An 11,667-nucleotide genomic window follows, 5' to 3' on the forward strand; every position below is an offset into this window, starting at 1 on the left:
TGCTCGCTGAGGCACGAGTTCAAAACCCAAGGATGACACGCATCCCCGTCGCACGACCCCATTATACACCAACGGCAACGTACAAGGATGAGGCTGGAGAGAGCTCAGAAAAATAAAAGGCCCGGCACGCAGTCGCGTGCCGGGCCTTTATCGTCAGATCGAAGCGATCAGTCGTTGGCCGAAACCTTGACGCCGAGCACCTGCGGCAGCGTGTTCGGAGCGCCCATGGCGGCACCGACGATCGTCGGGAACGGCACCGGCTTTTCGGGCGCGGCCTTGACGGTCAGGCTCTTCGGGTCGTCGAGGAAGGTGTTGACGGCAGCCGAAACGGCGTTCTGCAGTTCCGGGATATTGAGCTGCGCCAGCATGATCGGCGTCATCGCCTTCAGCGAATCCGCCATCTGCTTGCCGGACATGTTCTGCTGCGAACCGGCGTAATCCAGCGCACGCTTGGTGATCGACGCATCTTCGAAACGCACCTGTGCGGCCTCGAAGGACAGTTGCTGCATCAGGCCGAGCATGGCAAGGCCGAGCGCCTGCTGCGACTGTTCCTTGTTCGGATTGGTTTCGGATTCCTTCATCGCATCCTGCATCGATTTCATGAAGGCCATCGTGTAACCCGAGATCTTGAAGCCGAGATTCAGCTTGCCGATGTTGGTGAAGTCGAAGGCGAATTCCGAAATGTCGATGGTGCCGGGGGCAAGTTCCCAGGCGCCCTTCATGGTGATGTCGCCCTGGACGTGCTGCAGGGCGAGCTTCTCGATCGCGTCCTTGCTCTGTGCGTCTTCGGCCTTGCTGAGATCGGCCTTCATGCTTTTGAAAGCGCCGTCGAAATCGAAGCCGGATTCGTCTTCGCGAAGCGTCAGGTTCATGTCGGTCTGGAGCAGCGAGAACACTTCCGCGCCGTCCTTGACCACCTTCAACGGGCCGGTATGGGCGGTTTCGTAAAGCATCATCGTATCGAGTGAGTCGCCGCCAGCCGTTGCCGGCACGGAGATGCCGCCGAGCGTCAGTTCCTGCGCCGTCACGGTCACGCCGTCCTGGGTCTTGTTGATGTCGGGGAAGGCAGCTTCTTCGATGTAGTAGCCGCCGTCCTCGTCTTCTTCGACGCCGGAAAGGGTGATTTCGCCGATGGGCAGGCTTTCGCCGCCGGCCGGCTTGAGGGTGACATTCTTCAAGGTCACGGTCGTGCCGTCGATATCGATATTCTCAGCCGCAATCGTCCCGCCCTGAGCGGCGTAGGCGGCATTGATCTTCTTCAGCAGATCGGTGCCGTCGAGAGCAAAAGCCGAGCCGGCGAGCGAGAAAAAGGCGGCGCCCGACAGCATCAGCCGCGTTGTCCGGTAAAAGTTCATGGGGTGATTCCTCTGGTGGCGTGATGGCGGTTTGGAAATCTGCAGCTACACTACTACGGATTGGGCCCGCTTTATATTTACGGACTTCTAAATTTCCGTTGAAAGGAACGGCAAACGAAGTCCAAATTGCGGCGAAGCGTTTGTCTCATCCTTTGATGTCATTCCCAAGACTTCATCCACAGCTGCAATGGCCCGGATTCCTTGCCCGCCAGCCTCTTCTGGGCTAGTCAGAACCTATGGGACAAGAGATTTTGCCGCCTTCTGGCGGAGACGACGACAACATCCAGCCGGTCGACCTCAAGGCAGCGCTCGAGCAGCGTTATCTCGCCTACGCACTGTCGACCATCATGCACCGCGCTTTGCCCGACGTGCGCGACGGGCTGAAGCCGGTCCATCGCCGCATCGTCTATGCGATGAACGAGATGGGCCTGAGGCCGACTTCGGCCTTCAGGAAATGCGCCAAGATCGTCGGCGAAGTGATGGGTAACTACCATCCGCATGGCGACCAGTCGATTTATGATGCGCTTGCCCGTCTCGCCCAGGATTTCTCGCAGCGCTACACGCTGGTCAACGGCCAGGGCAATTTCGGCAACATCGACGGCGACAGCCCCGCCGCCATGCGTTACACCGAATCGAAGATGACGGCGGTCTCGGAACTGCTGCTCGAGGGCATCGATCAGGATGCCGTCGATTTCCGCGACACCTATGATGAATCGAATTCCGAGCCGGTCGTCCTTCCCGGCGCTTTCCCGAACCTGCTTGCCAACGGTTCCTCCGGCATTGCCGTCGGCATGGCGACCTCGATCCCGTCGCACAATGCCCATGAGCTTTGCGACGCCGCCCTGCATCTGATCAAACATCCCGATGCAACGGTCGAAAAGCTCGTCGAATTCATTCCCGGCCCGGATTTCCCGACAGGCGGCATCATCATCGACAGCCGCGACAGCATCATCGAGAGCTACCGCACCGGCCGCGGCGGTTTCCGCGTGCGGGCGAAATGGCAGACGGAAGATCTCGGCCGCGGCGGCTACCAGATCGTCATCACCGAAATCCCCTTCCAGGTGCAGAAGTCGCGGCTGATCGAAAAGATCGCCGAGCTGCTGATCGCCCGCAAGCTGCCGCTCCTGGAAGACATCCGCGACGAATCGGCCGAGGACATCCGTGTCGTGCTGGTGCCGAAGACCCGCAGCGTCGATCCGACCATCCTGATGGAATCGATGTTCAAGCTGACGGAGCTGGAAAGCCGCTTCCCGCTCAACATGAACGTCCTGTCCATGGGCCGCATCCCGCGTGTCATGGCGCTGAACGAGGTGCTGAAGGAGTGGCTGGATCACCGCCGTGAGGTCCTGCAGCGCCGCTCGCGCTTCCGCCTGGCGGCGATCGACAGGCGTCTCGAAATCCTCGGCGGCCTGCTGATTGCCTACCTCAACATCGATGAAGTGATCAGGATCATCCGCGAGGAGGACGAGCCGAAGCCGGTCATGGTGGCGCGCTGGGATCTGACCGACAATCAGGTCGAGGCGATCCTCAACATGCGGCTGCGCTCTCTGCGCAAGCTTGAAGAGTTCGAGATCCGCAAGGAATTCGACGAACTCACCAGGGAAAAGGGCGAGATCGAAGCGCTGCTTGCCTCCGACGACAAGCAGTGGCAGACGGTCGCCTGGGAAATCGGCGAAGTGAAGAAGAAGTTCGCCAAGGCGACCGAGGTCGGCCGCCGCCGCACCCAGTTTGCCGACGCACCCGAGGCCGACGAGGAAGCGATCCAGCAGGCGATGATCGAGAAGGAACCGATCACCGTCGTCATTTCCGAAAAGGGCTGGATCCGTGCGCTGAAGGGCCATATCGCCGATACGGCGACGCTGACCTTCAAGGAAGGCGACGGCCTGAAGGTGGCCTTCCCGGCGCAGACGACGGACAAGATTCTGATCGTCACCACGGGCGGCAAGGCCTTCACGCTCGGCGGCGATAAGCTGCCGGGTGGCCGCGGCCATGGCGAGCCGCTGCGCATCATGGTCGACATGGACAACGATCAGGCGGTGCTCACCGCTTTCGTCCACGATCCCTCGCGCAAGCAGCTGATCGTCTCGACAGCCGGCAACGGCTTCGTCGTTCCCGAAGCCGAGCTGGTCGCCAATACCCGCAAGGGCAAGCAGATCATGAACGTCGCACTGCCCGAGGAAACGCAGCTGCTGGTGCCCGTTGGCGGCGACCATGTCGCCGTCGTCGGCGAAAACCGCAAGCTGCTGGTCTTCCCGCTGGCGCAGGTGCCGGAAATGTCGCGGGGCAAGGGCGTGCGCCTGCAGCGATACAAGGATGGCGGCATCTCGGACGTTCGCTGCTTCGCGATAGCAGACGGCCTTATCTGGGAAGACAGTGCCGGCCGCACCTTCACGAAGAACAAGGACGAGCTTGCCGAGTGGCTGGCCGACCGCGCCACCGCCGGCCGTACCGTGCCGAAGGGCTTCCCGCGCAGCGGCAAGTTCGCCGGCTGAAGCTTTGCAGCGTCCTGCGTCTGTTCAGACGCGCAAAGGACGCTGTAACTCTTTGATTTGCCCCGGAAGTAAATTCCGCATTCGGCTCTTGGCGGGCGCGGGAACTCCTCTATCTCATTTTCGTTACCAAAAATATGAGAAGGTCGATTCCGAGGCTGGCGGAATGGCTGAGGCCCGTGCGCTTGGGGAAAGCGCGCGTGCCCTTACCGGAGGAAAATCGATGCCCGCCAGCACCATCAAATTACATGTCAGCCACACCTACAGGGCGCCGCCCGCGGTCGTCTACGACGCCTGGCTCAATCCCGAAATCGCCCGCCGCTTCCTGTTTGCCACCGATGACGGCCATGTTATCCGCGCAGATATCGATCCGCATGTCGGGGGCCGTTTCTTCGTCGTCGATCGCCGCCCGACCGGCGACGCCTTTCACCAGGGCGTTTTCCTGGAACTGAAGCGCCCGCAACGCATGGTCTTCAGCTTCTCGGTCGAGGAGCACGACCACAATTGCGACCGTGTCCAAATCGACATCGAACCTCTCGGCGGCGGCAGCCGCCTGACACTCACCCACGAAATGTGCGCCGAATGGGCCGAACATGAGGAAAAGACCCGGCAGGGCTGGGCGCATGTGGTCGAAGGGCTTGGCAGGGAGCTGGAACAGCAGCAGATGAAGGCTACCGGTTGAGCGCTACGGTGAAGTCACGGAGGAAACGTGTAGCGCCTTCCTCGTCGATCTCGCCGGCTGCGACGGCAAGAACGAATGTAATCACCTGTGCGTTGTCTGCATTGACGACATAGTTGTTGATGTAGAGGAACGTAAAGGCTGCGAGATAGCCTGTACGTTCATTCCCGTCCACAAATGGATGGTTTTTGACAATGGCATAGAGATAGGCTGCTGCGAATGCGAAGGTATCGGTTTCGCCAGCCTTATTCAGCGGGCGTGCCAAACTGGTTTCCAAGGCATTGGCATCTCATTTTGCGAGTTCCCGGAGCGCCACCCGATATTTTTCCATGCCGATACGGGTTGCTCGCATTTGCTCCGCGAGGTCCGCCGATTCCGGTACCAGCTGAATATTACCCTCGATTTCTTGCAACTCGAGGCTGTCGCCGCTGCTCAGACCCAGCCGTTGCGGCACCACTTTCGGGATAATGATACCCTCGGAATTTCCGATCTTGGGAATTACGACGTTCGTTGCATCCTCCGTGTGGTAACGGAGTTATAACGGGGTGGCTGAAAGGCAACAACGCCTATGCCGCAGGCTGTCTGCTGCTTTTGTCCCGCGCCATCCAGAGGGAATGCCCGCCGATTGTCGCCACCAGGATGCCACCGCCGACGAGTGTCATCGTCGCGGGCGTTTCGGCAAAGATCAGCCAGACCCAGATCGGCGCGAGCACTGTTTCCAGCAGATAGAACATGCCGACTTCGGGCGCTGAAAGATAACGCGGCCCGGTCGCGAGGCACCAGAAGGCGATCGGCATCACGATGGCGCCGTTGAGCAGGATCCAGCCGGGATGGGCGATGGCAAGCCCTGTGGGCAGCGCTTGCGCCAGGCCGATCGCGGCTGGCAGGATGGCGGCCAGCAGCGGGACGAAGCCCATTTTCCGGCGCGAGGCACGCCCGACCGTGATGGCTGCGGCAAGAATGAGCGCGCTGAGAAGCGCCATGGCGTCACCAAAAACATGGCCGCTCGCAAGCCCTTCGCGCACGATCAGTCCGACGCCCACGACCATGAACAGCATGGCGATCAGCGTTGCTGCCGGTGGTTTCTCCTTCAGGAAAATCCAGGAAAGAAGCGCCCCGAACATCGGGTTGAAGGCGACGATGAAGACGACATTGGCTGTCGCCGTATTGAAGACGGCCAGCACGAAGGTGAGGGACGAAATGCCGTAGAGCAGGCCGGCGAAAACGCCGGCTCGCCCCGGAATGAGGATCGGCCATTTGCCAGAGGCAAGGCGCATCGCTCCAAGGATGACGAGCGTGGCGACAACCGTTGCAGCACTTCGCGTTCCGAGCACCGACCAGATGTCGCCATCGCCAAGACGGACGAGCGGGATATCCATGGAAAGCGCCAGCCCGCCGATCGCCGTCAGCAGCAGACCCTTCCGATGATCGGAAAGAGCAGTGGGAAACATTCAGCCGGGGGTGCTTTCGGGCATCGAGGAGGGATCGAAACGTTCCCAGCCGCGCGGGGTCAGATGTTCTTGCGGCTGGAAGCGGGTCTTGTAGTCCATTTTTCGCGACCCTTGAACCCAGTAGCCGAGGTAGACATGCGGCAGGCCCAGCGCTTTGGTACGCCTGACATGGTCGAGAATCATGAAGGTGCCGAGCGACCGCCGCTCGACATCGGGATTGAAATAGGAATAGACCATCGACAGCCCGTCGCTCATCGTGTCGGTCAGCGCAGCGGCAAGCAGCTCGCCCTTCGGCCGCTGCTCCAGTCCGGAGCCTTCCTCGCGCCGGCGATATTCGACGATTCGCGTGTTCACATGTGTATCTTCCACCATGATTGCATAATCGAGCACAGTCATGTCGGACATGCCGCCCTGCTGGTGGCGGAAATCGAGATAACGTCGGAAGAGCGAATATTGTTCGCTGGAAGGCTGGGCGGCGAATTCGGTGGCGATGACGTCGGAATTGGCGGCAAGCACCCGCTTCATCGATTTCGTCGGTTCGAATTCCTGGGCGAGAATGCGCACGGAAACGCAGGCGCGACAGGATTCGCAGGCCGGGCGGTAGGCGATATTCTGGGAACGGCGGAAACCGCCCTGGGTCAGGATGTCATTCATCTCGGCGGCGCGCGGGCCGACCAGATGGGTGAATACCTTGCGCTCCATCTCATGCGGCAGATACGGACACGCAGCCGGAGCCGTCAGATAAAACTGCGGGGATGGCGTTGTCTGCGTATTCATCTGTCGCGGAAATTTCCTTGTCGAAACCGTGCCGTTTCTTGACAGCATGACCTAAGAATAGAAAACGTCAACAGCAGGGTGGGCTTCGCCTTCATTTCAGTCTTCTAATTTGAGATATGGGGCGCCGGCACGCCTGGGCAAAGAGAAAGCGGAGACTTTATTTCGTCTCCGCTTGAGGATTTCAGCAGCAATCTCTGTCAGCCGCTCAGGCGGTCCGCACCGTCACCGTGCCGACAAGCAGGTCGTGGATGAGACGGCTGCGCTCGGTAAACAGACCGGCAAGCAGGATGAGCGGCGTCAGCACCGAGTTGAGGATCCAGAACAGCGCCAGATGCACGATCGCCGTCAGGAAGTCCATCGGCCGGCCGTCGACGCGCACGATCGCGATCCCCATCGCGCGCATGCCGAGAGAGGCCTGGCTCGACCCGCCCACCGTCAGGCCGAAGTAAACGCCGGCGACGATGACGAAGAGGGCAGGGTAAAGCAGGAAGCCGAGGCCGAGCGTGAGGATCGACAGGAAGAACAGCACCACCGCGGCTGGAATCCAGAGCAGCGCCACGATGACGTAATCGAGGATGAAGGCGAAGACGCGGCGGCTCAACACGCCGCTATAGGCGCGCCAGTCCTCCGGTGCGGCATAAAGCGGATTGGGGTTGTAGCTCATCTCAATCTCCTCAGGAAAAGCGATGCCGCTGATATGGTATCGGCGCGACGAAATACAATAATTCGCCTTATACTCATCGTTTGCTGAGAATTTTCGCCACCTCGACTGCGAAATAGGTGAGGATACCGTCGCATCCCGCCCGCTTGAACGACAGCAGCGTTTCGAGCATCGCCCGTTCGCCATCGATCCAGCCGTTCATCGCCGCCGCCTTGATTTGCGAATATTCGCCGGACACCTGGTAGGCGAAGGTCGGCAGGCCGAAGGCCTCCTTCATCCGCCAGCAGATATCGAGATAGGGCAGGCCGGGCTTGACCATCAGCATGTCGGCGCCTTCTTCGACGTCGAGGGCCGCATCGCGGATCGCCTCGGTGCCGTTGGCGGGGTCGATATAATAGGTCTTCTTGTCGCCTTTCAGCAGTCCGCCCGTCGAGATCGCCTCGCGATAGGGGCCGTAGAAGGCGGAGGCGAATTTCGTCGCATAGCTCATGATGCCGACGCTCTGGTGGCCGGCCGCATCGAGCGCCATGCGGATCGCGCCGATGCGCCCGTCCATCATTTCCGACGGCGCGATGATGTCGGCACCGGCATCGGCCTGCATGACGGCGGCGCGCGCCACCTGGTCGACGGTCTCGTCATTGACGATCTCGCCGCCTCTCAGGATGCCGTCATGGCCGTGGCTGGTGAAGGGATCGAGCGCGACATCGGTGATGACGCCGATATTGGGCACCGCCTTCTTGATCGCCGCGGTTGCCTGATTGATCAGATTGTTGGCTTCGAGGCTGTTGGAACCGGTCTCGTCGCGCAGTTCCATCTCGATATTGGGGAAGGTGGCGATCGCCGGAATGCCGAGGCCGGCGGCTTCCCGTGCCGCCTCGACGGCTTTGTCGATGCTCATGCGGTTGACGCCGGGCATGGCCGCGATCGGATCGATGATGCCGGAGCCCGGCACGATGAAGATCGGCCAGATCAGGTCGTCGACGGTCAGCCGGTTCTCCTGCACCAGCCGGCGCGTCCAATCCGCCTTGCGGTTGCGTCGCATGCGGCGATGGCCGGTGATGTCGTCGACGAGATGCGTCCTGTCCTGCATGATATTGATCCCGAGCCCATTCCATTTATCGGAGCGCTCATTATCATGGCGCCCGGAAAATCCAAACCGGACGATTGGCCGCGGCGGAAAAACTGCTTGTAACGATACGATCCCCAACCGATGTTTGCGCCATGGAAACCGATTCCCCGACGATACCGAAACGCACCCTGGCCGACATTCTCTTCATTCTCTTCCTGAGACTGGTGGCCGTATCCTGCTTCTGGTTCGGCCTGCAATATTGGGCGATGCTCGTCGGTTATTCGCTGGTCGGCGCCGGCCGCTTCGATCTTTTGAGCCTGCCGTGGAAGGTGGCGAGCACCAGCCTCGCCGTGCTCTTTCCCGTCGCGTCGCTCGGCCTCTGGCTGACCGTCTCCTGGGGGCCGGTCATCTGGGTGCTGGCCGCCGGCGGCCAGATCCTGATGTATGGCCTGCTGCCGGATATTTTCGGCCCCAACAAGCTGATCATCCTGCTGCATGTCATCGTCGCCGTCGTTTACTGGATTTTCCGCCTCTTGCTCTGGCTGGAAAAGCGCCGGCACCGCCGCCAGGTAAGCGTTGATTTACCCTGAGACAACGTGGGGTTTCCAGTAAGGCTCCGTTAAGCCTGCGGTTTAAGTCGAATTTTATATGTATTCGATAGGGTCTCACTCAAGGCGGGAAGAAAACGACACCGCCAATCAAACAGTGAGGCAGTCAATATGAACACGAAAATCAAGCCGCAGGCGGTATCGAACTTCCGTGACCAGCAGGATCAGGGCATCCGTGATCTTTACATGGAATCCCTTCATCTTGTTGAACGTCTTCACCGTCGTCTTCTCGACGTCATCAAGGACGAGTTCGACCGTCAGGGTCGCAGCGACGTCAACGCCATCCAGGCGCTGCTCCTTTTCAACATCGGCAATTCCGAGCTGACCGCCGGCGAGCTGCGCTCGCGTGGCTACTATCTCGGCTCCAACGTTTCCTACAACGTCAAGAAGCTGGTCGACCTCGGCTTCATCAACCACCAGCGCTCGCGCATCGACCGCCGCTCGGTCCGCATCAGCCTGACCGAAACCGGCCAGGACATCGCCGAAACGGTCGCCAAGCTCTACGAACGCCACATCACCTCGATCGACAAGGTCGGCGGCATCGGCACCGACGAGTTCACCCAGATGAACAAGCTGCTCCAGCGCCTGGACCGCTTCTGGAACGACTCGATCATGTATCGCCTTTAAGACCCCTGACCTCCTTCAGGGTTGCAGAAAATCGGACGTGTTCCCTGCACGTCCGATTTGCCGTTTGTGCCCGCGTGGCATCTTTGCAACGCAAGCCAGGCAAGCATTATCGGCTGTATTCAAGCCGTTTTTTAGCCGTTATTAACCGGCACGGTTTACCCCGTCATATGGTTCCTTGTGTCGTGTTCCCGGCAGCCGGCAGTCTTCTACCGCCCCGGCAACACGAATTGGCCATATTGGTGTGGCAGCGAAAGGCTTAACAACCGGCGCTTTCAATGGACCGATCAGGAATGTTCAGGCTTCCGCATCGCAATCTTGTGATGGGGCAAGCGGGATTTTTTGATGTGCCGGGACAAGGAATGGACAGGGATCTGCGTTAAAGCGCAGTGATTTCGCAAAGAGCCGCGGCTTCTCTTTTACCGTGGCATTCAGTGGTTGGGACTATGTCGAAGAAAAACGGAAATGAAGCTCTCTCGCGCCGCGCCTTCCTTGCGTCCGCGGCAACGGTTGGCGCCGGTGCGATCGCCGCGCCGGCCTTCGCGCAATCGGCGCTCGATACGCTGATCAACGCGCCGCGCCGCGGCAACTGGGATGATCAGTTCGATGCGAAGGCGGCTTCGCGCACGGCAAGCGCCGTCGTTTCCAACACGCCGATCCTCGGCCCTCAATCGGTTGCCAGCGCCCAGCAGGCGGTCATGCAGTATCAGCAGATCGCGGCCGCCGGCGGCTGGCCCGAGGTCAATCCGGGTGACCAGAAGCTGCAGCTCGGCGTCAGCCATCCCGCAGTCCAGGCGCTGCGCCAGCGTCTGGCGATCACCGGCGACCTGCCGCGCGAGGCCGGCATGTCGAGTGCCTTCGATTCCTATGTCGACGGCGCCGTCAAGCGCTTCCAGGCCCGCCACGGTCTGCCGTCCGATGGTGTGCTCGGCGAATTCACGCTGAAGGCGATGAACATCCCCGCCGATGTCCGCCTGCAGCAGCTGAACACCAATATCATCCGCCTGCAGACGTTCCCCGAGGATCTCGGCCGCCGCCACGTGATGGTCAACATCCCGGCTGCCTATGTCGAGGCTGTCGAGGATGGCACTGTCGCGACGCGCCACACCGCGGTTGTCGGCCGTCTCAGCCGTCCGACGCATCTCGTCAATTCTAAAATCTACGAGGTCATCCTCAACCCCTACTGGACCTCGCCACGCTCGATCGTCGAGAAGGACATCATGCCGCTGATGCGCAAGGATCCGACCTATCTCGAAAAGAACGCCATCCGCCTGATCGACGGCAAGGGCAACGAAGTCGCCCCCGAGACCATCGACTGGAACGGCGAGGCGCCGAACCTGATGTTCCGCCAGGACCCCGGCAAGACCAACGCCATGGCCTCGACGAAGATCAACTTCTACAACAAGAACGGCGAGTACATGCACGACACGCCGCAGCAGGGCCTGTTCAACAAGCTGATGCGCTTCGAATCCTCTGGCTGCGTCCGCGTCCAGAACGTGCGCGACCTCTCGAACTGGCTCTTGCGTGAGACCCCCGGCTGGAACCGCCAGCAGATGGAGCAGGTGATCGCAACCGGCGTCAACACGCCGGTCAAGCTCGCCACGGAAGTTCCGGTCTATTTCGTCTATATCTCCGCCTGGGGCATGCCCGACGGCATCGTCCAGTTCCGCGACGACATCTATCAGATGGATGGCAATGCCGAGCTGGCGCTCGATACCACGGCCGGCATGGAACAGCCGGCCCAGTAAGCGGCGACCTCTGCATCGTGATTTGAGAACCGCGCTTTCGGGCGCGGTTTTTTTATGCCCGGGAAGACGCTCCTCGACGGGGGCGTCCAAGTATCGGCGGATTGCGGCCGCAAAAGAGCGCGGAGCGCGCGCTTTGCTCAGCAAATGTCGTTCTTCGTATTGCCCTTGCCACAGCGGAAGGATAATACCTCACCGCATTCCAGTTG

12 protein-coding genes are annotated in these 11,667 nt (G+C 60.5%); 5 read left to right on the forward strand and 7 right to left on the reverse strand.

Features of this window, described 5'->3' with window-relative positions:
• Window positions 1–167: 167 nt before the first annotated feature.
• Window positions 168–1,355: a hypothetical protein gene (locus GGD57_RS14575; RefSeq protein WP_184470865.1), complete on the reverse strand. Its 1,188-nt coding sequence runs from the start codon at window positions 1,353–1,355 to the stop codon at window positions 168–170.
• A gap of 236 nt (window positions 1,356–1,591) precedes the next feature.
• Here GGD57_RS14575 and parC point away from each other — a divergent pair, with 236 nt between their 5' ends.
• Both parC and GGD57_RS14585 read left to right on the forward strand, forming a co-directional pair.
• Window positions 1,592–3,847: a DNA topoisomerase IV subunit A gene (parC, locus tag GGD57_RS14580; RefSeq protein WP_184470867.1), complete on the forward strand. Its 2,256-nt coding sequence runs from the start codon at window positions 1,592–1,594 to the stop codon at window positions 3,845–3,847.
• 220 nt (window positions 3,848–4,067) lie between these two features.
• Window positions 4,068–4,526, forward strand: coding sequence for an SRPBCC family protein (locus GGD57_RS14585; RefSeq protein ID WP_184470869.1), 459 nt, complete (start codon window positions 4,068–4,070; stop codon window positions 4,524–4,526).
• On the opposite strand, the gene GGD57_RS14590 is transcribed toward GGD57_RS14585, so the two are convergent.
• From GGD57_RS14590 to hemB, 6 genes are all read right to left on the reverse strand, one after another.
• Window positions 4,516–4,800 (reverse strand): type II toxin-antitoxin system death-on-curing family toxin, encoded by a 285-nt coding sequence (locus GGD57_RS14590; RefSeq protein WP_184470871.1) that lies wholly within the window; start codon window positions 4,798–4,800, stop codon window positions 4,516–4,518. The genes GGD57_RS14585 and GGD57_RS14590 overlap by 11 nt on opposite strands.
• Window positions 4,801–4,812: 12 nt before the next feature.
• Window positions 4,813–5,022, reverse strand: coding sequence for an AbrB/MazE/SpoVT family DNA-binding domain-containing protein (locus GGD57_RS29225; protein ID WP_348645979.1), 210 nt, complete (start codon window positions 5,020–5,022; stop codon window positions 4,813–4,815).
• Window positions 5,023–5,089: 67 nt separating this feature from the next.
• Window positions 5,090–5,974, reverse strand: coding sequence for a DMT family transporter (locus GGD57_RS14595; RefSeq protein WP_184470873.1), 885 nt, complete (start codon window positions 5,972–5,974; stop codon window positions 5,090–5,092).
• Entirely contained in the window at window positions 5,975–6,751 is a 777-nt protein-coding gene (locus GGD57_RS14600) for an arginyltransferase (protein ID WP_184470875.1), read from the reverse strand.
• Between the two features lie 205 nt (window positions 6,752–6,956).
• Window positions 6,957–7,415, reverse strand: coding sequence for an RDD family protein (locus GGD57_RS14605; protein WP_097611152.1), 459 nt, complete (start codon window positions 7,413–7,415; stop codon window positions 6,957–6,959).
• A 73-nt stretch (window positions 7,416–7,488) separates the two neighbouring features.
• Window positions 7,489–8,502 carry a porphobilinogen synthase gene (gene hemB / locus GGD57_RS14610; RefSeq protein ID WP_184470877.1) on the reverse strand — a complete coding sequence of 338 codons (1,014 nt, stop codon included), beginning with the start codon at window positions 8,500–8,502 and terminating at the stop codon, window positions 7,489–7,491.
• 131 nt (window positions 8,503–8,633) lie between these two features.
• Between hemB and GGD57_RS14615 the strand changes: the two genes are divergently transcribed.
• The 3 genes from GGD57_RS14615 (at window position 8,634) to GGD57_RS14625 (ending at window position 11,461) form a co-directional block, all read left to right on the forward strand.
• Window positions 8,634–9,071, forward strand: a complete 438-nt coding sequence (locus GGD57_RS14615) for a DUF6163 family protein (RefSeq protein ID WP_184470879.1) — start codon at window positions 8,634–8,636, stop codon at window positions 9,069–9,071.
• Window positions 9,072–9,200: 129 nt separating this feature from the next.
• Window positions 9,201–9,716 carry a transcriptional regulator LdtR gene (gene ldtR / locus GGD57_RS14620; RefSeq protein ID WP_003574072.1) on the forward strand — a complete coding sequence of 172 codons (516 nt, stop codon included), beginning with the start codon at window positions 9,201–9,203 and terminating at the stop codon, window positions 9,714–9,716.
• Window positions 9,717–10,159: 443 nt separating this feature from the next.
• Window positions 10,160–11,461: a L,D-transpeptidase family protein gene (locus GGD57_RS14625; protein ID WP_184470881.1), complete on the forward strand. Its 1,302-nt coding sequence runs from the start codon at window positions 10,160–10,162 to the stop codon at window positions 11,459–11,461.
• The last annotated feature ends 206 nt before the right edge of the window (window positions 11,462–11,667 follow it).

Origin of the sequence: Rhizobium esperanzae, from assembly GCF_014197615.1 — a bacterium.
Taxonomy (GTDB): domain Bacteria; phylum Pseudomonadota; class Alphaproteobacteria; order Rhizobiales; family Rhizobiaceae; genus Rhizobium; species Rhizobium esperanzae_A.

Coding starts and splice junctions, on each gene's coding strand:
- GGD57_RS14585 (WP_184470869.1), top strand. CDS start 4,068: ATGCCCGCCAGCACCATCAAATTACATGTCAGCCACACCTACAGGGCG.
- hemB (WP_184470877.1), bottom strand. CDS start 8,502: ATGCAGGACAGGACGCATCTCGTCGACGACATCACCGGCCATCGCCGC.
- GGD57_RS14595 (WP_184470873.1), bottom strand. CDS start 5,974: ATGTTTCCCACTGCTCTTTCCGATCATCGGAAGGGTCTGCTGCTGACG.
- GGD57_RS14615 (WP_184470879.1), top strand. CDS start 8,634: ATGGAAACCGATTCCCCGACGATACCGAAACGCACCCTGGCCGACATT.
- ldtR (WP_003574072.1), top strand. CDS start 9,201: ATGAACACGAAAATCAAGCCGCAGGCGGTATCGAACTTCCGTGACCAG.
- GGD57_RS14600 (WP_184470875.1), bottom strand. CDS start 6,751: ATGAATACGCAGACAACGCCATCCCCGCAGTTTTATCTGACGGCTCCG.
- GGD57_RS14605 (WP_097611152.1), bottom strand. CDS start 7,415: ATGAGCTACAACCCCAATCCGCTTTATGCCGCACCGGAGGACTGGCGC.
- GGD57_RS14575 (WP_184470865.1), bottom strand. CDS start 1,355: ATGAACTTTTACCGGACAACGCGGCTGATGCTGTCGGGCGCCGCCTTT.
- parC (WP_184470867.1), top strand. CDS start 1,592: ATGGGACAAGAGATTTTGCCGCCTTCTGGCGGAGACGACGACAACATC.
- GGD57_RS14625 (WP_184470881.1), top strand. CDS start 10,160: ATGTCGAAGAAAAACGGAAATGAAGCTCTCTCGCGCCGCGCCTTCCTT.